The sequence below is a fragment of the Natribaculum luteum genome, from assembly GCF_023008545.1.
Taxonomy (GTDB): Archaea; Halobacteriota; Halobacteria; order Halobacteriales; family Natrialbaceae; genus Natribaculum; species Natribaculum luteum.
Genome location: NZ_CP095397.1, coordinates 3,084,001 through 3,107,083, shown reverse-complemented (window position 1 = coordinate 3,107,083; position 23,083 = coordinate 3,084,001). Strand labels below are relative to the sequence as shown.

Here is a 23,083-nt window from a genome sequence, read left to right as displayed (position 1 = left end):
GACGGCGACCGTCGTAGTAGACTCGAAAGTATGGGGATGACAACAGCTATCCTACCCACATCTACGCGATGACGTTCGTGACGCCACGAAAGTTACTCACGATTATGCTTCTCGTTACAGCCCTCGGAATCGGCTACTACTCGATGAACGCCGCGCCAGTCTTGAGCGACGAATCACACACCTACCACGGAGACACTGCGTGGAAGACGGACGTAGAGGAGGCTCGACAGGTCGCCGCCGAGGAGAACAAGCCGCTTCTCATCTACTTCTGGACGACGTGGTGTACCTACTGTGAGAATTACAACAGCAACGCGTACACCGATCCGACGGTTCTCGATCGACTCGACGACTTCGTCCTCCTCGCGATCAACCTCGACGACGGGAGCCCGGAAGCGCGCGAACTCCAGCAACGGTACAACGCGAACTATCCACCACAGCACGTCGCGATTACGCCCGACGGTGAGGTGCTGATCGAGATCAACGGCTACGCCGAAACCGACTCGTTCGTCGCGTACCTCGACGAGGCCAGATCGGAGTGGGAGGAACGATGACGATCGGAACGGTGCTGGTCGCGGTCGCACTGCTCGCTGGACTGGCAGCGACGGTCGTGTTGTTCCACAGTTACCTGCGTCGTGACGACCGGTACGTCGACGCCGTAACCCCGCTGATCGGAGCGACCGCCGGGTTGCTGGTGATCGCCCTCGGCTATCTCACGTACCAGTTCGTCGTCACCGACTACTCGAACGCCTATGTGTGGAACAACACGGCGAACTACATCCCGGTTCTCTACCGCATAACTGGCGTGTACGCTGGTAACGAAGGATCGGTCTTGCTGTGGGCGGCGTTTACAGCCGTCGTAGCCCTCTGGGCGGCCGTCGTTCGTGGGCTAGACGGCCGTGACACGAAACTCGTCCAGGGGATCACGATGGGCATCGTCACCTACTTTACGGCGATGCTGTTCGTCGACAGTCCGTTCCGGTCGATCACCCAGGAGTTCCCCGAAGCGGGCGAGGGGTTCGTCCCCCTCGACGGAACGGGACTCAATCCGCTGTTGATCGACCCGTACATGGCGATTCACCCACCGATCACGTTCATCGCTTACGCGCTGTTGACGATGCCGTTCGCCATCGGCGTCGCACACTTCGTCTCGACGATCCGTGGCGACGGTGGGATCTTCGCCGAGTGGATCGGCAGCGTCACGCGCTGGCTTCGAATCTCGTGGCTGTTTCTCACCGCCGCCATCGTCCTGGGATCGCTGTGGTCGTACACCGTCCTCGGCTGGGGCGGCATCTGGGCGTGGGACCCCGTCGAGACTGCAGTGTTGATTCCGTGGCTGTTCCTCACGGCGACGCTCCACGCCGTCATGAACTACCGGTCCCAGTCGACGTACGCGACGCTCGCACCCGCGATGACCGCCACAACGCTGGCGCTCGTCGTCTACGCGACGGCCATCGTCCGAAGCGGCGTGTTCCGCAGCGTCCACTCGTTCGCCAACGACGGGATCGGTGGTGCGTTGCTGATCCTGCTCGCGGCGACCGCGACGCTCGGCATCGGCCTCCCGTTCGGTTACTGGCTGCTCAGGGAGCCAGAGAAGGACGTCGACGACTCGCGGACGTGGCTCAGCCGAACGAACCTGTTGCACCTCGCCGTCCTCGGCGTCGGACTGCTCGGGTTCGTCTCCGTCTGGGGACTCACCTTCCCCGTTCTCAACAGCTACGTGACCGGCATAGAAGTCGAGGTAACGGGACGGTACTACAACCTCTGGAGCTATCCGATCGCGATCGGTGTGTTACTGTTGCTCGGCTTCTACATGGACTACGACGTCCAGGGGAAGCGTCGCGCGCTGATCTCGCTCGCCGTCTTCACCGCCGCGACGATCCTCGCGGCACTGGTCGCCCCGAGCGAAACCTGGACGCTGTCGGACGTAAGCGCGAACGACGCGCTGTTCTACCGCATCGTCGGCAGCGCGAGCGCCCTCTCGGTCGTCCCGCCGGCGGCGTACGTCTGTCTCACCGTCGTCAACCGCGCACTCGAGCTCGTTCCCGGCTCGCCGAACCGGAACTTCCAGCTCAAACAGGCGGGGATCGCGATGATTCACGTCGGCTTCGCGCTCCTCGTGGTCACGCTGGCGTTTTCCTACCTGTTTACCGCCCAGTCGTCGCTGGTCGTCGCCGACGCCCAGAACGAGGCGACACTCGAGGACGCGCCGGTTCACGACGTGCCGGGCTCTTCGTACGCCGTCGAAGTCACCGACTACCGCGACTACCGGCTGCCGGAAGATCCCGACGTGCGAAACGTCGCGCTCTCGGTCGAGCAGGTGATCGATCGCGGCGAGGGGATACACGAGACGAGACAGCCGGTCTACGGGACCGTGACCCAGGTGAACCAGGGACCGGAGGCGACGGTGATCCAGCTCGACAACTCGAGAATCTGGCTCGGCGTAGTCGGTGAAAGCGGCGAGACTGTCGACGTCTCGGAGGGCGATCGGGTCGTCGCGGTCGGCACCGTCATGTGGGACTTCCTCCCGGAGATGCAACAGTCCGACGCGGTCGTCGTGGCCGAACCGGCGAACGTCGGTCCGGTCACCGATCCCCCGCAAGCGCTGGATCAGACGCGCGTCGAAGGAAGTTCCGCCGGGCTCGTCGTCTACGAGGACGGCAACCGGATCGCGAGCGGCGAGGCCGGACAGGAGCGCTACGTCCAGCAGGGCGGAATGGAGGTCCGGAACGTCCTCGTCGATCGTGGACTCGCCCACGACACGTACGTCATCGCGGCGGTCGACGACGGGACCGTCTCGCTGACGATTCGGCAGATCCCACTGATGACCGCGATGCGTGCGAGCGTCGGCCTGTTGCTCCTGGGAATGGCCTTCGTCGTCCTGTTCGACCCCGCCTACGGCCTCGTTCGATCGTGGCCGCGAACCGCCCGCCAAACGAACGCCGTCGAAACATCTGATTAATCGATGTCGAAACTCCCACTCGTACTCGCCGTTCTCGTATCGCTCGTGATCGTCCCCGGTGCCGTCGCCGCAGACGTTACCGGAACCGTGACCGTCGCAGACGGCTCCGCCGACGGCGACGCGGTCACCGTCGCGCCGCTCGACGACGGCTTCCAGACCGTCGCCGATCCAGTCGAGACGACCGTCGGCAACGGATCGTTTAGCTACGAACCCGTCGACAACGCCTCGATGTACTACATTCGCCTCGAGCACGACGACACGTTCCACTACGCCCTCGTCAGCGAGGGCGATTCGCCCACGTTCACCCTGAACCAGACGGTCTCCGGCGAACTCGTCGACGAGAACGGCTCGCCGGTCTCGAACGCCACGATCAACGTGACGAGCCAGTCGGGCCCGCCCGTCGATCAGGTGAACGCGAGCGACGACGGTACGTTTACCGTCGGTCCGCTACAACCAAACCGGGAGTACCCGCTGCGCATCCAGGCTAACGGGGCCGTCTACAACCGAACGCTGACGACCGGAAACGACACGGAAGACGTCACGTTCGAACTCCCGACCCCGACGTCCGACCGGGACGTCCTCAGCCTCGGTGGCGGACAGCCCGCGAATCACTACCTGCAGGTCGGGCCGACGAACAACGGAACCGGACTGTTCGTCATCGACGTCCTCTCGATGGAAAACGGTGCCGACCGGCCGTACGTCGGCGACGTCGACGTGAACGTCCCCACCGACGCGGAGGTCGTGACGGCGATGGTCGGCAACCAGCGGGCCCCGGTCGAACAGGCGAACGGAACGGCGACGGTCGACGCGTCGATCGGCGAAGGCGAGACGACCGAAGTCGCCGTCTTCTACCGACTCGAGGGCAGGACGGTCGAGAAGACGGTCGATCACGACGTCGAACAGTTCGCCGTCGCGTTCGCGGAGTACGACCTGAGTCAGATCGAGTCTTCCGACAACCTGGTCGAAGGCGACGCACCGATACCGATCCTGACAAACGACGCGCCGCTCGAGGCGGGTGACCAGATTTCCGTGACCGTCGATTCCGACGGCGGCGACACCATGTCTGGAAACGAGTCGGTCGGCGGGTCGCAAAGCGACGACCTGCCGCTCGGGCTGTTGGCTGCAGGATTCCTCGCCGTGGTCGTCGGCGGACTGGCTGCGTATCGATACCTGTAGCCGTCCACTCGCCCTCGATCGAACCGTCGGAGAACGAATTTCGAGTTTCGTCTTCTCTCGTATCCATCGAACCGCGTGGCGTAGTATCGGAGATTCACCAACTGGTCATACTGCTGGACAACACGGTCCAGACATCGATCGCACTCGAGACGCTGTCGCCAGCGGCGACAGACGGCGAGACGCGATCGAGTATTCACTGACTGTTGTCCAGTAGTATCAGCCTCGGATGGCTCGACTGACCACGGTTACGGTCTGGCCGAGAAGAAACGCGAGAGCGGCGGCGAGAAGGTAGAAGTACGCGGTTCGGATCAGGTAGTAGCTGAAACCGGCCATCGGCAATAGTCCGTCGACGAGGTCGAAGAGTACGACGGCAACGTACCAGACGAGAATGAACGGGTAGAGAACCGGGTAGTACCACTGATACTGTGGCGCATTTCCACCGCTGTATCGCGAGACGGCGTTCCCGTGCGCGTCGACGGTCCCGCCGGCGTAGCCGTAAACGACGTCCGGCGTGATGAAGTCCATGAAGATGGGAAACAGGACGAAAAACGCGAAGATGGCCAGCACGTAGCGGTCCGGGCGAAGGATCCGGTAGAACCTTCCGTCGCTCATCACCGAGTGTTTGGTCCGTCTCCTCCTTAATGGTGGATGTCGGTGATTCTCCGAAACGTGGACGGGCCTGTTAACGACTGTTAGCGTTCGACTACGTACTCGAACGTCGCCAGCCCGGTGAGAAAGAGGACACCGTCGTAGACGAGCAAGAGCTGCAGCCAGCTCGCAGTCGGGAGCCCGTCGGTGATCGCGCGCGTGAGTTCGACGCCCGCGAGCAACACCGGGATGACGAGCGGGACGAGCAAGAGCGGCAACAGGAGTTCACGGAGTCGCGCTCGAGTCGTCATCGTCGCGATGAGGACGCCGGTCGAGGTGAATCCGAACGCGGCCAGGACGACGACGAGCAACAGCAGCGGGATCGACGCGGGGTCGACGTCGAAGCCGAGGAACACGACGGTACAGCAGAGCGTCACGAGCGCGACGGCCGTCGTGAACGCGGTGTTGCTCACCACCTTCCCGACGTAGATCGCCGACCGATCGACCGGTACGAGCAACAGCCCGTCGAGTCCGGCGTCGGCCTCCTCGGAGGCGGCGCTCTGGCTCACGCCGAAGGTGCCGGCGAAGACGAACGCGATCCAGAGCGCGCCGCTGGCGACGACGCCGACGTCCTGGAACGACCGGGCGAAACTGAACGCGAAGATGACGACCACCAGCAGCGAGAACACGACCGCCGTGTTGAGCACCTGTCTCGAGCGCAACTCGACGAGGAGGTCCTTGCGCGCGACCTCGAGGACGACGCGTCGGTAATCGCGGACGGCGTCGATCATTGCGGTTCGGCCAGGCCGATCGCCCGTTCGTACACCGTCCGGAACGCGTCGGCGTCTCGGTCGTCGGTTCGAACGTCGCGGACGACGTCGCCGTCGACGAGGACGAGCGCCCGATCACAGACGTTCGCCCCCCGCTCGAGGTCGTGCGTGGCGAGCACGACGGTCCGGTCGTCGAACTGCTCGAGGATCCGTCGGAGGTCGGCGGCCGAGCGCTGGTCGAGACCGGTGTAGGGTTCGTCGAGCAACAGGACCGTCGGATCGTGCAACACCGAGCGGGCGATCGCGAGTCGTTTTCGCATTCCGTGTGAGTACTCCTCGACGCGCGTCGAGGCACGCGTCCGGAGATTTACCTGCTCGAGGACCCGTTCGACGCGGTCGGTACTGACGCCGCGCAATCGGGCGTGGAGGCGCAAGTTCTCGCGGGCGGTGAGCGTTCCGTAGACCATCGGGCGGTGTCCCACGACGCCGAGTTTCCGGCGGACGTCGGTCGCGTCGGGAGTCACCTCGGCACCGTCGATGCGGATTCGTCCCTCGGAGGGCGCAGAGAGCGTCGAGAGCATCTGCATCAGCGTCGTCTTGCCCGCCCCGTTAGGGCCGAACAGCCCGACGTGCTCCCCTGATTCGACGGTGAAACTCACGTCGCCAACGGCGACGGTCGATCCGAGCCGTTTCGTCACGCCGTCGACGTGAATCGATCCCATCTCAGGCGTGTTCTTCCGGTGGCTCGGCGCCGTCCTCCTCGTGTGCTCTGACCGAGAGTTCAGTGGCCCGGAGCGTATCGCCGTCGACGGTCCCTTTCGCGACGACGATTCGGCCTTCGGCCATCGTCTCCGGCATGGTTCCGTCGTAGACCACGTCGACCGACGTGTTGCCGTCTTCGACGGCGAAGGTCAGTCGGCCGTCGGCCTGTTCGAGGTCGGCCACCTGTCCTTCGAGGTTGACCCACTCACCTTCGTAGTCGCCCTCGTCGACCGACGTCGGCGTGACGAACTCCGCGGAGGCGCTCATCACCGTCGTTCCGAGGACGGCGAGGAGTAACACTACTCCCACGCCGGCGAAGAGTAGCTTATTTTTTCGTCTCATAGCCCGGTATGACCGGCAGGCGCATTTCAATCTTCTGTGTTCGGACCGTCACTACCCTCGGTCTATTCGATGGTCACAGCTAGCACGGCGAGTCCCGTTCGTCGGGGACCCAAACGCTCAATCGACCCGAGGCCGTCGATTCGCGTGATGACCCGATACGAGGCGGCGATCCTCGACGTCGACGGGACGATCGTTCGCGGCGACCGGTTGCTTCCCGGCGCGACCGAGGGACTGCGGGCACTCGAGGACGCGGGACTGTCGTGGCTCCTGTTCTCGAACAATCCGACTCGAAGCCCGGACCACTACCGGAAGCGGCTGGCCGAACACGGGATCGACGTCGATCTCGAGCACGTCCTCACGTCCGCCACGGTCACGGCGGAGTATCTCGCCGCGAATCACGACGACGACGCGGTGTACCTCGTCGGCGAGGACCGCCTCGAGTCGATCCTCGAGGAGACCGGCCTCGAGGTGACGACCGATCCGACCGAGGCGACGCTCGTCCTCGGGTCGATCGACCGGGGGTTCACCTACGAGCGCCTGCGATCGGCGCTCGAGACGCTCGAGGGGGACGTCCCGTTCTACGGCACCGATCCGGACGTGACGATCCCGACCGACGACGGCGCGATCCCGGGATCGGGTGCAATCCTCGCCGCGATGGAGGCGGTCGCGGGTCGCAAACCGGACGCAGTCTTCGGGAAGCCGTCGTCGGTCGCGGCGAGTGCGGCCACGACGAGACTGGGAGCCAGCGCAGAGGACACGCTCGTGGTCGGCGATCGACTCGACACTGACGTCGAACTCGGTACTCGCGCCGGGATGACGACCGCGGTCGTCCTGACGGGCGTCACGACCCGGGCGGACCTCGAGCGGTCGGCCGTCGAACCCGACTACGTCCTCGACTCGCTCGCCGAGGTCGACTCGCTGCTCGAGCGCTGAACAGTGTGGGGATCGATGGCACACCGAACATAACTATTTGAACGACCCGCGAGTTCGACCGAGCATGCCGGAATTTCGTACGCCGCCGCCGCTCGAGCGCGGTGACAGGGTCGCGATCGTCGCACCCGCGTCGAATCCCGCACCCGAGGCACCGCACGTCTACGAACGCGGTCTCGAGCGCCTCCGGACCGTCTTCGACCTCGAGCCGGTCGAGTTCCCGACGGCCACGAAGGATTCGGCGTACCTCTACGAGCATCCCGAGGAACGGGCGAAAGACGTGATGGACGCGTTCGAGGACCCCGACGTCGGTGGCGTCGTCACGGTCATCGGCGGCAACGATCAGGTGCGGATCATGGATTTCCTCGAGCCCGACGTGCTCCGGGACAATCCAACGCGGTTCTACGGCTACAGCGACAATGCGCACCTCTCGTTGTTCCTCTGGACGCTCGGCGTCGTCTCCTACGCCGGACCGAGCGTAATGACCGAACTCGCGATGGACGGCGAGCTGTTCGACCTGACCGTCGAGTACACCAGGCGAGCGTTCTTCGAGGAGTCACTCGGGGAGATTCGACCCGCAGCGGCGTTCACCGACGAACCGGGCGACTGGGAGGACGAGGACGCACTCGAGGAGCCTCGAGAGACGGAGCCGAACCCGGGCTGGACCTGGGCCGGTGGCGACTCGCGCGTCGAGGGTCGCGTCTGGGGCGGCTGTCTCGAGATTCTCGACCAGGCGTTTCTCGCCGCGAAGAATCTGCCGGATCCCGACGCGCTGGAGGGGACGGTCCTCGCACTCGAAACGTCCGAGGAGATCCCGGACGCAGACTGGGTGGCCGGCGCGTTGCGCGCGCTGGGCGAACGTGGGCTGCTCGAGCGGTTCGCCGGCGTCCTCGTCGGCCGCGCGCCCGCTCGGTCGCACGTCGAAGACCGTCCGCCGGCGTGGCGCAAGCGATATCGACAGCGCCAGCGGGACGCGATCACGAGCGTCTTCGCGGAGTACAACCCCAACGCGCCGGTCGTCCTCGACGTCGACTTCGGCCATACGTATCCGACGATCCCGATCCCGATCGGCGGGCGCGTCGAGATCGATCCTGGAACGGAGACGATTCGATTTCGCTGACGGGGCTACCGACCGCCGTTTTCGCCCTCGAGCGCCTCCCGTCTGAGCCGTTCGCCCTCCGCCGAACTGACGGTGAGTTCCGGAACCGGGGTCGGAGATCCGTCGTCGTCGATGGCGACGAACGCGAAGTACGACTCCGTGGTCTTCTCCTGTTCGCCCGTTCGGAGGTTCTCGCGGTAGACCCGCAGGCGAACCTTGATACTCGTCTCGCCGGCGTCGTAGACGTAGGCCGTGATGAAGGCGGTGTCACCGACGGGGATTGGCCGCTCGAAACTCATCTGGTTGACCCAGGCGGTGACGCAGGTTTCGCCCGAGAACCGCATCGCTGACATCGCGCCCACCTCGTCCATCCACTTCATGACGTTGCCGCCGTGGGCGGTCTCGAGCATGTTCGCGTGGTTCGGTTGAACCATCTCGCGGTTCTCGATGAACGTCTCCATCAGATCGGTCATCGACGGTTCTTCCCGGGGAACTGCAATCAGTCTTCCCGTCTGCTGGCGATTTCGCCGGTCAGTGTGATAGCGCCCCGCAGTTCGATACTGGTAAAAGTCGTGGGGTATTTAACGCCTCTAATGAGTGACGCAGGCGACGCGAGCGTTCCGGAGCCACCCGATCCACCGGAGCGCGAACGAGGTGACGTCCACGTTCTCGGCACGGCACACGTCTCACAGGCCAGCGTCGACGAGGTCAACGAGACGGTCGACCGCGAACGGCCGGACGTCGTCGCCGTCGAACTCGACGAAGGCCGGTACCGCCAGATGCAAGGCGGGACGCCGGAGGACGTCGAGGCCCACGATCTGCTGAGCGGCAACACCGTCTTTCAGTTTCTCGCCTACTGGATGCTGTCGTACGTCCAGTCGCGACTGGGCGAGCAGTTCGACATCGAACCGGGCGCGGACATGAAAGCGGCCATCGACGCCGCGGAGCGAAACGGACTGGGCGTCGCCCTCGTCGACCGGGACATCCAGGTGACGATGCAACGCTTCTGGGCACGCATCTCCCTCCTCGAGAAACTGAAGATGGTCGGCGGCCTCGCACTCGGAATCACCGACTCGCGGACGCTCGGCTTCTCGTTCGGTGCAGGGTTCGGAATCTTCGGTGGACTCGTTTTCGCGGCGTTTCTCGCACCGCTGGTCGGCTTCGGCGACGTGTTCGCGCTCGGCATCTCCGATCCGACGACGCTGCAGTACGTCGGTGCCGCTGGCATCGGCCTCCTCGTCGGCCTCGCCGCCGGCATGCTCTTCTTGCCGTCGCTCGAGGACGCAGGACGGTACGCGGGCGGCCTCGTCAACGGCTTTTCGATACGAGTCTTCTCCGGGGCCGTCCTCGGCATCGTCGGCGCGCTCGTGCTCGTGACGACGGGGACGTTCGTCGGCCCGTTCGACGCCGGAACGTTCGAGAGTGCGGGCTATCTGACGATTCGGGGTACCGTCGGCGTGCTCGCCGGCCTCGGATTCGGCGTCGCCGTCGGCGGTGTCCTCGGAATCGTCTTCGATGCGGTCACCGACGACGTCGAGGACCTCGACGAGATCGACATCGAGGAGATGACCGACGGCGACGTCGTCTCGGCGATGATGGAGGAGTTCCGCCGCTTCAGTCCCCGCGGAGCGAACGCCCTGATCGACGAGCGCGACGCCTACATCGCCCACAAACTCCACGCGCTCCGCGAGCAAGGCTACGACGTCGTCGCCGTCGTCGGTGCCGGCCACAAGGCGGGGATCGACCGCTACCTCGAGAACCCCGACACGCTCCCGCCGCTCGAGTCGATCACCGGAACCGACTCGGGACGGCGGTTCTCGCCGCTGAAGATCTCGGGCTACCTCGTCATGCTCGGGTTCGTCGCCTTCTTTTTCCTGTTGCTCATGGCCGGCGTCCAGAACACGTTCTTGCTCCAGGTGTTTCTCGCGTGGTTCCTGTTCAACGGCATCTTCTCGTTTACGCTCGCCCGGCTGGCGGGCGCACGGTGGACGAGCGCAGGCGTCGGCGGCGCGGTCGCGTGGCTGACCAGCATCAACCCCCTGCTCGCGCCGGGCTGGTTCGCCGGCTACATGGAACTTCGACACCGCCCGGTCAACGTCGGCGACATCCAGGCGCTCAACCGGATCGTCGACGACACCGAGCAATCCCTCGGCGAAGCGCTCGAGGCGATGTTCGACGTGCCCCTCTTTCGGTTGATCATGATCGTCGCGCTGACGAACGTCGGGAGTATGATCGCGACGTTCCTGTTCCCGATCGTCGTCCTCCCGTGGCTCGCCCCGGAGATCGGCGGGATCGACGCGCTGATGGGTGAACTCCTCCGCGGTGCCAGAAACAGCCTCGAGTTGCTGCGGGAGGTGTTCCTGTGAGCTACCGAACCCAGTCGCCGTTCTCGTTCACCGAGAAGGAACTGTTCGACCTCGCGCTCGCGTGGGTGACGCTGAGCGTCGCGTTCGCCCTGCTGTTGAGTCCGATCCACCTCGGCATGGCCTCGGTCGGGAGCTTCCTCACGATGATCGCGCTCAGCTTCGTCACCGTCGGCGTCGGCTTCCTGGCGCACGAACTCGCCCACAAGGTCGTCGCGATCCACTTCGGCCAGGTCGCCGAGTTTCGCGCCGACTACCAGATGCTCTTTCTGGCGATCATGAGCGCGCTCATCGGCTTTCTGTTCGCCGCGCCCGGTGCCGTCTACCACCGCGGACGGCTCACCTACCGCCAGAACGGGCTGATCGCACTCGCCGGGCCGCTGACCAACCACGCGCTCGCGGCGCTTTTCTTCCCGCTTTTCTTCCTGCCCGGCATCCTCGGCCAGGTCGGCCAGATGGGCGTCTGGATCAACCTCTTTCTCGCCGCGTTCAACATGGTCCCGTTCGGCCCGCTGGACGGGCGATCGGTGCTCGAGTGGAACAAAGCAGTCTTCGCCGCCGTCTTCGTCCCGAGCGTCGTTCTGGCGGGGTACGTGATCCTGTTCGTCGGGATCTGACGTCGCCGACCGGCCGCCCACGCCGTCGGTTTTTACTGTACCGTCGTCGATACCAGTCGTGATGTCCAGACCGACCATCTCTCACGACGACGGCACGATCTACGAGTTCACGCCGGACCTCGAGGGCGTGCGCACCGTCGAGTCGGGCGACCGGGTGACGATCGAGACGATCGACAGCCTCGAGGGCGAACTCCAGTCGGCGGCGGACGTCCTCGAGTCGGTCCCCGAGGAGGTCAACGCCGCGACGGGACCGATCGACGTCGAGGGGGCGGAGCCGGGTGACGTCCTGGCCGTCGAGATCGAGGAGATCCGGATCGCAGAAGAGCGGGGACGGGTCGTCACGATCGACGGGTTCGGTCTCCTCGACGGCGACGACGCGATCGACGCCCCGCGGACGGTGCCGACGCCGGTCGACGACGGGTCGCTGACGTTCGGCGACCTCGAGGTGCCGATCGAACCCGTCGTCGGGACGATCGGCGTCGCGCCCGCCGGGGAGTCGTACACGACGCTCGTCCCCCACGATCACGGGGGCAACCTGGACACGACCGACGTGACCGCCGGCAACACGATCTACTTCCCCGTCTTCCAGGCGGGCGCGATGCTCGCGATGGGCGACTGCAAGGCTGCGATGGCCGACGGCGAGATGTGTGGCACCGGCTCCGAAATCGCCACCGAGATCGACGTTACCCTCGAGGTCGTCGACGATCCCGCGACGCGGCTCGAGCGGCCGCTGATCGAGACGCCAGACGCCTGGAAGACGGTCGCAAGCGCCGAGACACTCGAGGAGGCTTGCAAGCGGGCGAATCTCGACGCGATCGAACTCCTGACGGCCGAACACGGCGTCGATCCGACCGAGGCGTACATGTTCTCGAGTCTCGTCGGCGGCCTCGAGATCAGTCAGGTCGTCGATCCGCTGGTGACCGTCCGCAACGCGATTCCGAAGGCGTACCTGTCGGATCCGCTCTGAGCGGGTCGGCGTCGATCCCGAGGCCGGACCGGTGGCCTTTTGCTCGCTGCCCGAGGCTTCCCGGATATGAGCGACTCTGACGACGGCGAGGGACTCACCTACGCCGAGACCGGGGTGGACATCGAGGCCAGCGAGGATGCGACGGCTGCGCTACTCGAGGCCTTCGGCAGCGATCTGACGACCGAGTACGCCGGCTTGCTCGACATCGGCGACCGCTACCTCGCGCTGGCGACCGACGGCGTCGGGACGAAACTGCTCGTCGCCGAGGCCATCGAGGACTTCTCGACGATCGGCATCGACTGCATCGCGATGAACGTCAACGACCTCGTCGCCGCGGGGGTCGAACCGGTCGCGTTCGTCGACTACCTCGCGATCGACGAACCGGACGACGACCTCACCAACGAGATCGGCGAGGGGCTCGCGGTCGGACTCGAGCAGGCCGACCTCACCCTGCTGGGCGGCGAGACGGCGGTCATGCCGGAGGTCGTCGAGGGGTTCGACCTCGCCGGAACGTGTGCCGGCCTCGCCGGGAAAGACGAGATCTTCGAGGGTGAGGCCGCAGTCGGCGACGTCCTCGTTGGCTTCCCCTCGAACGGCATCCACTCGAACGGGCTGACGCTGGCCCGCGAGGCGGTCACCCGGAACCACGAGTACACCGATGCGTTCCCCCACGACGACGAGCGGACGATCGGCGAGGAACTGTTGCGCCCGACCCGGATCTACACGGATCTGCTCGAGCCGATGCACGACCACGGCGTCCGCGCGGCGGCCCACGTCACCGGCGGCGGCTTCACGAACCTGCTGCGGATGGGCGACCGCAAGTACGTGGTCGACGATCCGCTGCCAGCACAGCCGGTCTTCGAGTTCGTCCAGCAGGAGGGCAACGTCTCCGACGAGGAGATGCACCGCACGTTCAACATGGGCACGGGCTTCGTCGTTTCCCTCCCCGAAGACCGCGCCGAGGACCTCGTCGCCGAGACCGACGGTCAGGTGATCGGCCGCGTCGAGGAGGGCGCGTCCGTCGAGATCCGCGGCCTCTCGCTTGCCTGATCACGCCCGAACGGCGTCGGCGACCTCGCGAACCGTCTCGTACTCGCCGTCAGAGTAGGCGATAAAGCGGACGTCAGAAAGCGTCTCCGGGTCGTACGCAGCGATCTCCTCTGTGATGATCCGGGCCCCGTCCTCGAGGTCGAACCCCGCGACGCCACAGCCGAGTGCGGGAATCACCAGCGACTCACAGGCGAGGTCGTCGGCGCGCTCGAGTGCGTTTCTGGTCGCGTCGCGGATGCTCTCGGCCGTCGCCCGTCCGTCACCGTAGTGGGGCATCGCGGCGGCGTGGATCACGTACTCGGCGTCCAGGTCGTAGGCGTCGGTGACGGCGACGTCGCCGAGGTCGACGGGCCCCTTCTCGATCGCCTCCTCGTTTATCGGGCCGCCGGCACCGCGTCGGAGTGCGCCGGCGACGCCGGAGCCCATCCGGAGGCTCGTGCCGGCGGCATTGACGAGCGCGTCGGCTGACTGTGCGGCGATGTCACCTTGAACGACGTCGAACTCCATACGCGCCAGTACCGGACGAATCCCAATGAACGTTGGTCGTGACGAAGGACCCGTCGGCCACCCGACGATCGGCTCAGTCAGTTCGAACCCAGTCGCCGTCTTCGGGAATTTCCGGGAGGTCAGTTTTCGCGACGCCGTAGAACTTCTCGCGGCCGATTGGCGTCTGGAGACGGAGGATGCAGGTGTAGTCGGTCGCCTCGAACGCAGTGAGCGACCGGTTCGATCGGCGGTGATCCAGGGCGAACAGCCGCGTCGCGTCCGATTCGACGGTGACGCGGTGGCCGAGAGACCAGCTCAACGACTCGATACGGTCCTCGTCGACGTCGAAGAGGCTGGCGATCAACGCTTTTCCTCGGAGTGGTCTCGTCGCCCCATGTGAGCACCCCTCGTGTGAACTCATACTCCAATCGTGGGCGTCATCAATGAAAAAAGATGCTATCCGCTCGAGCGAACGCGAACCGAACGGATCGGGTGTCGACGCGCTCTCAGCTGGCGTGATCGTCACTGTAGAGAGAAACTGCTAAACGAACGACCGGATAACGTCGGTGTATGAGCCAGACCGTACGGATCATCGGCGCACCGATGGACTACGGGGCGAACCGACGCGGCGTCGACATGGGGCCGTCGGCGATCAGGTACGCGGGACTGTCGGACGAACTCGAGGACGCGGGCGTCGAGAGTACGGATTCGGGTGATCTGCTCATCCCCCGGGCTGAAGAACGTGATCCGGACGCAGCTCAGCCCCGTGAGGGCGAGGCGAAGTTCCTCCGCGAGGTCGAGGAGGTCTGTACGCGCCTCGGCGATCAGGTCGCAGAGACGCTGGCCGAAGGCGCGTTCCCGCTCGTGCTGGGCGGCGATCACTCGATCGCGATCGGGACAGTCCACGGCTCGTCTCGCGAGGCCGACCTCGGCGTGCTCTGGTTCGACGCTCACGCCGACATCAACACCCCCGAAACCTCTCCCAGCGGGAACGTCCACGGGATGCCGCTGGCGGCGGTCCTGGGACGGGGAATCTTCGACGAGCTATCGTGGGCGCGTGCGCCGGGTATCCGCGAAGAGTCGGTCGCCTACGTCGGTCTGCGGAGCATCGACGAGCGCGAACGCGAACTGATCCACGACAGCGACGTCACGGCGTTTACCATGTCCGACATCGACGAACGCGGCATCACCGCCGTCGTCGAAGACGCCCTCGAGGTCGTGACCGACCACACGGATGGCGTCCACGTCAGCCTCGACCTCGACTGGCTCGACCCCAAGACCGCACCCGGGGTAGGGACGCCGGTTCGCGGCGGCGTCACCTACCGCGAGGCTCATTCGGCACTCGAGGTCGTCTCCCAGCGCAACGAGCGCGACGGCATCTTGCGCTCGATGGACGTCGTCGAGGTCAACCCGATCCTCGACGAACAGAACGAGACGGCGACGCTCGCGGCCGAACTCGCGGCAAGCGCGTTCGGCAAGCGCATCCTGTGACTACGTCGTCGGACGGATCGATTGCATCGCTCGTTTCGACGAACGTCCGCCGAAATAGCGTGTGTGAACTGAACGCATGCCTCCCGCAGTTTCAACACCTTTGTATCGGATGGTTTCCGACTGTCCACCATGACAGAGAACGTCGTCGTCCTTGGCGCTGGATACGCTGGTGCCGGTGCGATAGCGAAACTCCAGTCGGAGCTCGGGGGTAACACACGGCTAACGTGGATTTCTGAGACGAACTACCACCTCGTTTTGCACGAGTCTCACCGCGTCGTTCGCGATCCGTCCGTCCGCTCCGACATCACAATTCCGATCAACGAGATCGCAGCGCCGACGACGCAGTTCATCCAGGATCGCGTCGTGAACCTCGACGTCGACGACCAGATCGTCGAACTCGAGGATGGCGACGACGTCGAGTACGACTACGTGCTCGTCGCGCTGGGGAGCCAGACCGCCTACTACGGCATCCCCGGCCTCGAGGAGCACTCGCTGACGCTCAAGAGCTTAGACGACGCACTCGAGATCCACGACGCGATCAAAGCCGCGAGTCGGGAGGCCACCCGCGGCGAACCCGCACAGGTCGTCGTTGGCGGTGCCGGGCTCTCGGGCATCCAGACCGCCGGCGAAGTCGCCGAGTTCCGCGACGCGAACCGCGCTCCCCTCGAGATCCACCTCGTCGAAGCGCTCGACGAGATCTTCCCCGGCAACGATCCCGAGATCCAGCAGGCGCTGCGCGACCTGCTCGAGGAAGCCGGCGTCCGGATCCACACCGACGACCCGATCACGGAGGCCGAAGACGGCGTCATCCACTTCGACGAGGGCGACCCGCTCGAGTACGACGTGCTCGTCTGGACCGGCGGTATCACGGGACGGGACGCACTCGAGGAGACCGGCCTGGAGAAAGAGCACAACCGCGTCAACGCGAAGGCCAACTTCCAGACCAGCGACGAACGGGTCTTCGCGATCGGCGACTCGGCGATCATCGACCAGGGCGACCAGCCCGCACCGCCGACGGCGCAGGCGGCCTGGCAGGCCGCCGAGGTCGCCGGCGAGAACATCGCCCGTGCGATCGAGAACCGACCGCTGAAGACCTGGGAGCACGACGACAAGGGGACCGTCATCTCCGTCGGCGACAAGGCGGTCGCTCACGACGTCGAGATGCTCCCGGTCGACACCTTCGGCGGCTTCCCCGCGAAGAACCTGAAGAAGTTCATCGCCGCCCGCTGGATCGCCGACCTCACTTCCTGGAACCGCGCCCGCAAGTGCTGGTCGTCGCTGTAGACGCCCGCTGAATCACGTCTAGTTAGCCCCGGAATCCGAGTCGTCTCCGTCTCGCGTTTTCATCGGCACCGCGGGAACGCCAGCGACTGTCTCGCCCGGCGGAACGTCGCGCGTCACGAGCGAGTTCGCCGCCACGCTCGCACCTTCGCCGACCTCGACGCCCGGCAGGAGTATCGCGCCGGCACCGATCATCGCCCGTTCGCCGACGACGACCTCGCCCGTGCGGTACTCGTCCTGGAGGAACTCGTGACAGAGGATCGTCGCGTCGTAGCCGACTATGGCGTGGTCCTCGAGGGTGATCAGGTCCGGCCAGAAGACGTCCGGAGTCGCCTCGAGACCCCACGAGACGCCCTCGCCGACCGTCACGCCAATACGGCGCATGAGCCAGCGTTTCAGTTTGAGACTCGGCGAGATGCGCACGAGCCAGACGACGACGTAGTTGATCGCCACTCGCAGCGGGCTTCGAGCCGTCGTCCAGTGTGCAAGCGAGTTCGCCACGCCGGGCGTCGGATGGTGAGTCACGCGGTCGTGTCGGGTGTCTGCGTCGTCGGTCACTGGTCGTGACCTTCGGGACGAGTCGATATGAAAGTGATCGAAGCCCGCGTCGCGCTATTGATTCAAAAACCGTAGTGGATAGCTATCGAATTCGTAGCAATGGTTCAGTCACCGCGCAGTTCCGCCATGTGGTCGATCCGCTGCTGGACGAGATCGGCTTTCCCGATGTCGTGGCGCATGTGCAGGCCCTCGTCGCCGGCGACTGCAAGGGCGTCTTCGGCGATCTCCTCGGCTTCGTCGAGCGTGTTGGCGATTCCGACGACGGCAAACGAGCGGGAGGTCGTCGTGTAGATGCCGTCGTCACGCTCGTCGACGCTGGCGTAGTACAGCAGCGCGTCGCCGGCACTTTCTTCGTCGACCTGCACTTTCGCGCCTGCCTCGGGGTCCGTCGGGTACCCCTCTGGCACGGCGTACTTGCAGACCGTCGCCTGGTCGGCAAACTCGAGGTCCGGCAGGTCCTCGCCGTCGCGGGCCGCCGTGAGCACGTCGAGGAAGTCGGTCTCGAGGACGGGGAGAGTGTTCATCGCTTCGGGGTCGCCGAAGCGGGCGTTGAACTCGATGACCTTCGGTCCTTCTGCGGTGAGCATGAACTGGCCGTAAAGGATGCCCTTGTACCCCTCGAGGGCGTCGACGGTCGCCTCGAGGATCTCGACGGCGGCCTCGTAGTCCTCCTCGGACATAAAGGGCAGCTCGCGGGTCGCGTCGGAGTAGCTACCCATCCCGCCGGTGTTCGGTCCCTCGTCGCCCTCGTAGGCGCGTTTGTGGTCCTGGACGGCGGGTGCGGTCCGGATCTCGCCGTTGGCGACGAACGCCTGGATCGTCAGCTCCTCGCCGATCAGTCGCTCTTCGAGGACGATTCGCTCGTAGTCCGACTCGCGGATGTACTCCTTGCCTTCCTCGGGGGTGACCTGGTCGCCGATGACCTTCACGCCCTTCCCGCCGGTGAGGCCGGCGGGTTTGATCGCGAGGTCGCCGTCGTACTCGTCGATGAACTCACAGGCCGCCTCCACGTCGTCGAAGGTCTCGTAGTCCGGACAACCGGGGATGTCGTTCTCGGACATGAACCGCCGCTGGAACGCCTTGTCCGTCTCGATCCGGGCCTGCTCCTGGCGCGGACCGAAGGCGTAGACGCCCGCCTCCTCGAGTGCGTCTGCGACGCCTGCGTCCAGCGGGGCTTCCGGACCTACGACGGCGATCGTCGCCTCGACCTCCGCGGCGTAGTCGACGACAGCCTCGGGATCGGTCTCCTCGAGCGTCTCGAAGTCGGTCGCGATCCGGGCGATGCCGGGATTCCGGTTGCCCGCACAGGCGTACAGGTCACACTCGCTATCCTCGAGCGCGCGGGCGATGGCGTGTTCGCGTCCGCCGCCGCCGATCAGGAGCACGTTCTCTCGCATAGTCGAAAGCGGAGCACACGATAGTGTAAAGCTTGCCCTTTCTCGAACCCAGGTTACCCACGTTTGTGCATAGCTCCGCTCGAGGCGCGAGCGGTGGCACCCACGCGAGCGCTACCGCTTGTGGACGACCATCTCGACGGGATCCGTCGGCCGTAGCGTGATCACCGGTCGGATCGAGAGATCGCTCGACGCTGGCTCGAGTCGCCAGCAGGACGCGATCGTCGCCAGAACGAGTCGCGCCTCTACGGTCGCGAACCGGTGCCCGATGCAGTGGCGAGGGCCGCCGCCGAACGGAAAGTAAGCGTACTCGGGCCGATCGCGCTCCTCGAGCCACCGGCCGGGACGGAACGTCTCGGGGTCGTCCCACCAGCGGCCGTCGCGGTGGAGGATCCACTGTGGCAGAAAGATCGTCGAGCCGCCGGGAACGACGTACTCACCGAACGCCACGTCCTCGGTCGCTTCCCGGGCGGTGGCGTGCGTCGGCGGATACAGTCGCAACGCTTCGGAGACGACCGCCTCGGTGTACTCGAGCGCCGACAGGTCCGCGAGAGTCGGAGTCGCGCCGTCGAGGACCTCCTCGAGTTCGGCGTGGAGTCGGTCCGTCGCGTCCGGGTGAGTGCCGAGCAGGTGCCAGGCGTACGTAAGCGCCAGTGCGGTCGTGTCGTGGCCGGCCGCCAGCAGGGTCACGACCTCGTCGCGGACCGCCTCGTCGGTCATCCGCTCGCCGCGCTCGTCCTCGGCGACCAGCAGCGTCGAGAGGAGGTCGTCCCGGTCTGCGGCGCTCTCTCGCCGTTCGTCGATCAGGTCGTAGACGATCGCGTCGAGGCGCTCGCGCCCGCGCTCGAACCGCCGGTTCGCCGGCGTGGGGAGCCACCCCGGCAGCCAGGTATTCACCCCCTCGAACCGCCCCATCACCAGTTCGAACGCCTCGCGGATCTCCGCCTCGCGCCCGCCGAGGTCCGTGCCGAACAGCGACTGGACCAGGATGCCGAGGGTGAGACGGCGCATCTCCTCGTCGACCTGGATCGTCTGTCCGGGCACCCACCGCTCCGCCGTGGCCGCCGCTTGCCGTCTCATTACCTCGGCGTACGCGGCGATCCGATCCGGACGGAACGCCGGCTGCATGCGCGTTCGCTGTCGTCGCCAGTACTCGCCGTCGCTCACCACCAGCCCGTTCCCGAAGATGGGCTCGAGTCGACCCTGCCCCAGTTCCGCCTTGCGAAACCGGTGGTCGTCGGTGACCAGCACCCGTTCGACGTGGTCCGGATGGGCCACCATGTACGTCTCGCCGGCGACGTTAGTGTAGACGACGTCGCCGTACTCCCGGGCGCAGGACTCGACGAACGCGAGCGGACCGCGGAGGTACCGGTGGAGGTTCCCGACGACCGGCAGTCCCGACGGTCCGGGCGGTCGTCTCCCGGCCACGACGTCGGTTTCGGTTATCGTGTTCGACGCCATCGTTCGAACGTCGACGCCGGGACGGATCGTCTTTCGGTCGGACTCACTAGCGTCTTCAGGAGGGCTACGGGAAGCGCAGCCGAGAGATCGCCGCCAGCAGCGGGCAGATCACGAGTAGAACAGCGGCGGCCGCCGCTCCCCGCCGTGCTCGTCCTCGGGCACGTAGGCCTCGAGAGCGTCCTTGCTCTCGTTTCCGAGCAACTGATCGAACACGTCGACGGCCGCCTGTCGGTGGAGCGGCTGGTTGTCGTTCCCACACTGGTCGTCCATCACGCAGGCCGGACAGCCGTCGACGCGACCGCAGTCACACCCCGCGACGTGCTCTCGAGCGCGAGCGGCCACCGCCTCGAAGTTCTCGTAGATCGCCCGCGAGAAGCCCAGGCCGCCCTCGATGCCGTCGTAGACGAACCAGCCGCTCGCAGGTTCCCGCTCGAGGGCGTCGGCCTGCGCTTTCACGACGGCTTTCGCCGCTGCGAAGCTTCGCGCTCTCTCGCTTTCCTCTCCGTGCTCGTCGTCGGACGCGACGGCCAGGTGCGAGTCGATCGTGAGCGTGGCGAGCCCCCCGAGGTCGCGTTTGTCGAGGGTCAACTCGAGCGGTGCCACGCCGATCGTCGCGTGTTCGGCAGCGTGGAGCCCGCCCGCGTAGCCGACGTGGGCAGCGTCTCCACCGTCCATGTCGGGAACGCACCAATCGCGGTACTTCTCGAGCAGCGCCCGCTCGACGTCGGCGGGGACCTCGAGCCAGCACAGCTGGGTCTCGATCTCGAGTGGTGGGTTCTCGGTCGAGATGCCGGCCGTTTTCGTCGTCCCGCCGTGGACGGCGACCTCGTCGTAGACCCCGTGGTAGACGAGGACGGTGCCGTGGCCGTAGTGGAGGGTAAAGTCGCCGATCTCGCGGGAATCCTCGGAGACGGCGTCGAGAACTGTCACTTCGCTCCGCGATCGGGTGTAGTAGTCGACGTCGACCGGCCAGACGACCACGTGCGGGTTCGGTGAGTCGTGGACCACGTCAGTCACCTCGTACTGTCTGCCCTCGTGGAGCCTGATCGCTCCCTCGTGGAAGTCCCGGAGCACGCGCTCGCGTGCGAGCGGTTCCATCTCTGGGTCGTGGCGGTCGTCAACGCCGTCGGCGAGTCGGACCTCGTACTCCTCGCTCGCCGTCGCGTACAGCGAGACGTCCGTCTGTGGACGTGGCGCTCCGGTGTAGGAGACGCCCGTCTCGAGATGTCCCCGCACCTGTCCGGCTCGCCGCCACATCTCGACGGCACGCTCCAGGCGGTCCCGTGAGGCGAAGGTCCCGACGTCGTCCTCGTCGACGGCGAGTTCGTCGGCGGCACAACGGAGGTGCTGGGAGAACACCGCATCGTTACCGGGGTCGACGACCGCGTCCTCGACGTCCTCGTCGAGCAGATAGTCGGGATTCGAGACGACGTACTGGTCGAGAGTCCGGTGTTCGGCCACGAGCACCGACAGTGCTCGCTTCTCGTCTCTGCCCGCCCGGCCGATCTGCTGCCAGAACGACTGTCGCTGTCCGGGATAGCCCAGCTGCACCGTCGCGTCCATCTCGCCGACGTTGATGCCGAGCTCGAGGGCGTTCGTCGAGGCCACGCCGTCGAGCGTTCCCGTCTTCAGCCCGTACTCGGTGGCGTGGCGTTTCTGCCGGGAGTGGCCAGCGTGGTAGGGCTCGAGGTCTCCCCTCGAGTGTGGATTCGCGTAGTAGAAGTCTCGATCCGAGCGGTGCTTTGTCGCCCGTTTCACGGAGAGTTCGGCGAGTTTCCGCGAGGGAGTAAAGAGCAGCGTCTGGGCGTCGTGGTAGGTGAGATGCGAGAAGATCCGCGGGGCTTCGACGGTCGCGGGCAGGCGTTCGTAGTCGTCGTCGGGCGTCCAGTCGCCGTTCGAATCGGCCTCGGCCTCGAGTCCCGACTGATCGTCCTCACGCACTCGAGGCGGCGGGTTCCACAGCACCAGGTCCCGCGGCCCCTGCGGCGACCCGTCCTCGGCGACCACGGTGACGGGTTCGCAGGTCAGTGCCTCGGAGTGCTCGCCGGGGTTGCCGATCGTCGCGCTCGTGAGGACGAACTGGGGGGCCGCGCCGTAGTACTCGAGTACCCGCTCGAGTCGGCGGAGGATCCAGGCGACGTGCATGCCGTGGACGCCTGTGTAGGTGTGTGACTCGTCGATCACCAGGAGGTCGCAGGCCCGGAAGAACCGGGCCCACCGGTCGTGGTCGTGGAGGTAGGTGTTCACGCCTGCGAAGTTCGTGATGATGACGTCGGCCTCCTCGCGGATCTGCCGGCGGGTCTCGCCGCGTTCGGTGTCGCCGTCGTAGACCCTGACGGTGACGTCGACTCCGAGATCGGCGAAGACGTCGTTGAGTTCCCGTTCCTGGTCACGCGAGAGGGCCTTCGTCGGGTAGCAGACGTAGGCCGTCGACTCCTCGCCGCTCGCGCGTGCCTCCAGTACGTTCCTGGCGATCTGAAGGGCGTAGACCAGCGTCTTCCCCGAGGAAGTGCTGGTCGCGACGCAGACGTTCTCCCCCGCAGCGAGCGCCTCGAGTGCCGCCGCCTGGTGGGTGTAGAGGTCGTGCTCGAGCGCTCCCGCGAGTTCGGGGCGCAGGACCGAGCGGTTGGGAACCGTCGCGGCGTCCCGGCCTGACAACTCGAGGACGCTCACGTCGCCCTCGGCGTGGTAGCCGGGGAACGTCTCGAGGAGTTCCTCGCCCGTAACGGGAATGTCGTCCGCTCGTTCGGTCCGTTCCTCGTTCTCGTCGTCGCGTTCGCTCGCCATAC

General features: G+C 65.8%; 22 protein-coding genes. 11 read left to right on the top strand and 11 right to left on the bottom strand.

Features of this window, described 5'->3' with window-relative positions:
• Positions 1 to 104 precede the first annotated feature (104 nt).
• Genes MU558_RS16095 through MU558_RS16085 form a run of 3 tightly spaced genes read left to right on the top strand, consistent with a single transcriptional unit; the run spans position 105 to position 4,135 of the window.
• Entirely contained in the window at positions 105 to 551 is a 447-nt protein-coding gene (locus tag MU558_RS16095) for a thioredoxin family protein (protein ID WP_246968868.1), read from the top strand.
• Positions 548 to 2,959 carry a cytochrome c biogenesis protein CcsA gene (ccsA, locus tag MU558_RS16090; RefSeq protein WP_246968865.1) on the top strand — a complete coding sequence of 804 codons (2,412 nt, stop codon included), beginning with the start codon at positions 548 to 550 and terminating at the stop codon, positions 2,957 to 2,959. Before MU558_RS16095 ends, ccsA begins: the two co-directional genes overlap by 4 nt.
• Before the next feature lie 3 nt (positions 2,960 to 2,962).
• A complete protein-coding gene (locus tag MU558_RS16085; RefSeq protein WP_246968850.1) occupies positions 2,963 to 4,135 on the top strand; it encodes a carboxypeptidase-like regulatory domain-containing protein in 1,173 nt (390 codons plus the stop codon).
• A gap of 216 nt (positions 4,136 to 4,351) precedes the next feature.
• On the opposite strand, the gene MU558_RS16080 is transcribed toward MU558_RS16085, so the two are convergent.
• The 4 genes from MU558_RS16080 to MU558_RS16065 all read right to left on the bottom strand — a co-directional run bounded on the left by MU558_RS16080 (position 4,352) and on the right by MU558_RS16065 (position 6,597).
• Positions 4,352 to 4,747, bottom strand: a complete 396-nt coding sequence (locus MU558_RS16080) for a hypothetical protein (protein ID WP_246968834.1) — start codon at positions 4,745 to 4,747, stop codon at positions 4,352 to 4,354.
• 80 nt (positions 4,748 to 4,827) lie between these two features.
• Complete coding sequence (locus MU558_RS16075; RefSeq protein WP_246968831.1) at positions 4,828 to 5,514, bottom strand: heme exporter protein CcmB; 687 nt, start codon at positions 5,512 to 5,514, stop codon at positions 4,828 to 4,830.
• On the bottom strand, positions 5,511 to 6,215 hold the full coding sequence (gene ccmA / locus MU558_RS16070) for a heme ABC exporter ATP-binding protein CcmA (protein ID WP_246968815.1): 705 nt from the start codon (positions 6,213 to 6,215) through the stop codon (positions 5,511 to 5,513). The genes MU558_RS16075 and ccmA overlap by 4 nt, the downstream gene beginning before the upstream one ends.
• Position 6,216: 1 nt before the next feature.
• The gene (locus MU558_RS16065; RefSeq protein WP_246968812.1) at positions 6,217 to 6,597 is read right to left on the bottom strand and encodes a cytochrome c maturation protein CcmE domain-containing protein; all 381 of its coding nucleotides are present in this window, start codon (positions 6,595 to 6,597) and stop codon (positions 6,217 to 6,219) included.
• 147 nt (positions 6,598 to 6,744) lie between these two features.
• Here MU558_RS16065 and MU558_RS16060 point away from each other — a divergent pair, with 147 nt between their 5' ends.
• Positions 6,745 to 7,530 carry an HAD-IIA family hydrolase gene (locus MU558_RS16060; RefSeq protein WP_246968809.1) on the top strand — a complete coding sequence of 262 codons (786 nt, stop codon included), beginning with the start codon at positions 6,745 to 6,747 and terminating at the stop codon, positions 7,528 to 7,530.
• A gap of 64 nt (positions 7,531 to 7,594) precedes the next feature.
• On the top strand, positions 7,595 to 8,647 hold the full coding sequence (locus MU558_RS16055) for a S66 family peptidase (protein WP_246968806.1): 1,053 nt from the start codon (positions 7,595 to 7,597) through the stop codon (positions 8,645 to 8,647).
• Between the two features lie 5 nt (positions 8,648 to 8,652).
• Here MU558_RS16055 and MU558_RS16050 read toward each other — a convergent pair whose 3' ends face one another.
• Positions 8,653 to 9,099: an acyl-CoA thioesterase gene (locus MU558_RS16050; protein ID WP_246968803.1), complete on the bottom strand. Its 447-nt coding sequence runs from the start codon at positions 9,097 to 9,099 to the stop codon at positions 8,653 to 8,655.
• 120 nt (positions 9,100 to 9,219) lie between these two features.
• Here MU558_RS16050 and MU558_RS16045 point away from each other — a divergent pair, with 120 nt between their 5' ends.
• From MU558_RS16045 to purM, 4 genes are all read left to right on the top strand, one after another.
• Complete coding sequence (locus MU558_RS16045; protein WP_246968800.1) at positions 9,220 to 10,992, top strand: TraB/GumN family protein; 1,773 nt, start codon at positions 9,220 to 9,222, stop codon at positions 10,990 to 10,992.
• Positions 10,989 to 11,606: a zinc metalloprotease gene (locus MU558_RS16040; protein WP_246968797.1), complete on the top strand. Its 618-nt coding sequence runs from the start codon at positions 10,989 to 10,991 to the stop codon at positions 11,604 to 11,606. The genes MU558_RS16045 and MU558_RS16040 overlap by 4 nt, the downstream gene beginning before the upstream one ends.
• Positions 11,607 to 11,667: 61 nt before the next feature.
• Positions 11,668 to 12,573, top strand: coding sequence for an acetamidase/formamidase family protein (locus MU558_RS16035; protein ID WP_246968780.1), 906 nt, complete (start codon positions 11,668 to 11,670; stop codon positions 12,571 to 12,573).
• Positions 12,574 to 12,639: 66 nt separating this feature from the next.
• The gene (gene purM / locus MU558_RS16030) at positions 12,640 to 13,623 is read left to right on the top strand and encodes a phosphoribosylformylglycinamidine cyclo-ligase (RefSeq protein WP_246968777.1); all 984 of its coding nucleotides are present in this window, start codon (positions 12,640 to 12,642) and stop codon (positions 13,621 to 13,623) included.
• Here the strand turns inward: purM and MU558_RS16025 are convergent, their stop codons facing one another.
• Together MU558_RS16025 and MU558_RS16020 are read right to left on the bottom strand one after the other, a co-directional pair.
• On the bottom strand, positions 13,624 to 14,130 hold the full coding sequence (locus tag MU558_RS16025; protein WP_246968762.1) for a macro domain-containing protein: 507 nt from the start codon (positions 14,128 to 14,130) through the stop codon (positions 13,624 to 13,626).
• Between the two features lie 73 nt (positions 14,131 to 14,203).
• Positions 14,204 to 14,530 (bottom strand): single stranded DNA-binding domain-containing protein, encoded by a 327-nt coding sequence (locus MU558_RS16020; protein WP_246968745.1) that lies wholly within the window; start codon positions 14,528 to 14,530, stop codon positions 14,204 to 14,206.
• Between the two features lie 149 nt (positions 14,531 to 14,679).
• Between MU558_RS16020 and rocF the strand changes: the two genes are divergently transcribed.
• Both rocF and MU558_RS16010 read left to right on the top strand, forming a co-directional pair.
• Entirely contained in the window at positions 14,680 to 15,600 is a 921-nt protein-coding gene (gene rocF, locus MU558_RS16015; RefSeq protein WP_246968729.1) for an arginase, read from the top strand.
• 129 nt (positions 15,601 to 15,729) lie between these two features.
• On the top strand, positions 15,730 to 16,884 hold the full coding sequence (locus MU558_RS16010) for an NAD(P)/FAD-dependent oxidoreductase (protein WP_246968727.1): 1,155 nt from the start codon (positions 15,730 to 15,732) through the stop codon (positions 16,882 to 16,884).
• An 18-nt stretch (positions 16,885 to 16,902) separates the two neighbouring features.
• On the opposite strand, the gene MU558_RS16005 is transcribed toward MU558_RS16010, so the two are convergent.
• From MU558_RS16005 to MU558_RS15990, 4 genes are all read right to left on the bottom strand, one after another.
• Positions 16,903 to 17,439 carry an acyltransferase gene (locus MU558_RS16005; protein WP_246968724.1) on the bottom strand — a complete coding sequence of 179 codons (537 nt, stop codon included), beginning with the start codon at positions 17,437 to 17,439 and terminating at the stop codon, positions 16,903 to 16,905.
• A gap of 104 nt (positions 17,440 to 17,543) precedes the next feature.
• Positions 17,544 to 18,836, bottom strand: a complete 1,293-nt coding sequence (gene purD, locus MU558_RS16000; protein ID WP_246968721.1) for a phosphoribosylamine--glycine ligase — start codon at positions 18,834 to 18,836, stop codon at positions 17,544 to 17,546.
• A 111-nt stretch (positions 18,837 to 18,947) separates the two neighbouring features.
• Positions 18,948 to 20,294: a cytochrome P450 gene (locus tag MU558_RS15995; protein WP_246968718.1), complete on the bottom strand. Its 1,347-nt coding sequence runs from the start codon at positions 20,292 to 20,294 to the stop codon at positions 18,948 to 18,950.
• 108 nt (positions 20,295 to 20,402) lie between these two features.
• Entirely contained in the window at positions 20,403 to 23,081 is a 2,679-nt protein-coding gene (locus MU558_RS15990; RefSeq protein WP_246968715.1) for a DEAD/DEAH box helicase, read from the bottom strand.
• Between the last annotated feature and the right edge of the window lie 2 nt (positions 23,082 to 23,083).

Coding starts and splice junctions, on each gene's coding strand:
- MU558_RS16095 (WP_246968868.1), top strand. CDS start 105: ATGCTTCTCGTTACAGCCCTCGGAATCGGCTACTACTCGATGAACGCC.
- ccsA (WP_246968865.1), top strand. CDS start 548: ATGACGATCGGAACGGTGCTGGTCGCGGTCGCACTGCTCGCTGGACTG.
- MU558_RS16085 (WP_246968850.1), top strand. CDS start 2,963: ATGTCGAAACTCCCACTCGTACTCGCCGTTCTCGTATCGCTCGTGATC.
- MU558_RS16080 (WP_246968834.1), bottom strand. CDS start 4,747: ATGAGCGACGGAAGGTTCTACCGGATCCTTCGCCCGGACCGCTACGTG.
- MU558_RS16075 (WP_246968831.1), bottom strand. CDS start 5,514: ATGATCGACGCCGTCCGCGATTACCGACGCGTCGTCCTCGAGGTCGCG.
- ccmA (WP_246968815.1), bottom strand. CDS start 6,215: ATGGGATCGATTCACGTCGACGGCGTGACGAAACGGCTCGGATCGACC.
- MU558_RS16065 (WP_246968812.1), bottom strand. CDS start 6,597: ATGAGACGAAAAAATAAGCTACTCTTCGCCGGCGTGGGAGTAGTGTTA.
- MU558_RS16060 (WP_246968809.1), top strand. CDS start 6,745: ATGACCCGATACGAGGCGGCGATCCTCGACGTCGACGGGACGATCGTT.
- MU558_RS16055 (WP_246968806.1), top strand. CDS start 7,595: ATGCCGGAATTTCGTACGCCGCCGCCGCTCGAGCGCGGTGACAGGGTC.
- MU558_RS16050 (WP_246968803.1), bottom strand. CDS start 9,099: ATGACCGATCTGATGGAGACGTTCATCGAGAACCGCGAGATGGTTCAA.
- MU558_RS16045 (WP_246968800.1), top strand. CDS start 9,220: ATGAGTGACGCAGGCGACGCGAGCGTTCCGGAGCCACCCGATCCACCG.
- MU558_RS16035 (WP_246968780.1), top strand. CDS start 11,668: ATGTCCAGACCGACCATCTCTCACGACGACGGCACGATCTACGAGTTC.
- purM (WP_246968777.1), top strand. CDS start 12,640: ATGAGCGACTCTGACGACGGCGAGGGACTCACCTACGCCGAGACCGGG.
- MU558_RS16025 (WP_246968762.1), bottom strand. CDS start 14,130: ATGGAGTTCGACGTCGTTCAAGGTGACATCGCCGCACAGTCAGCCGAC.
- MU558_RS16020 (WP_246968745.1), bottom strand. CDS start 14,530: ATGAGTTCACACGAGGGGTGCTCACATGGGGCGACGAGACCACTCCGA.
- rocF (WP_246968729.1), top strand. CDS start 14,680: ATGAGCCAGACCGTACGGATCATCGGCGCACCGATGGACTACGGGGCG.
- MU558_RS16010 (WP_246968727.1), top strand. CDS start 15,730: ATGACAGAGAACGTCGTCGTCCTTGGCGCTGGATACGCTGGTGCCGGT.
- purD (WP_246968721.1), bottom strand. CDS start 18,836: ATGCGAGAGAACGTGCTCCTGATCGGCGGCGGCGGACGCGAACACGCC.
- MU558_RS15995 (WP_246968718.1), bottom strand. CDS start 20,294: ATGGCGTCGAACACGATAACCGAAACCGACGTCGTGGCCGGGAGACGA.
- MU558_RS15990 (WP_246968715.1), bottom strand. CDS start 23,081: ATGGCGAGCGAACGCGACGACGAGAACGAGGAACGGACCGAACGAGCG.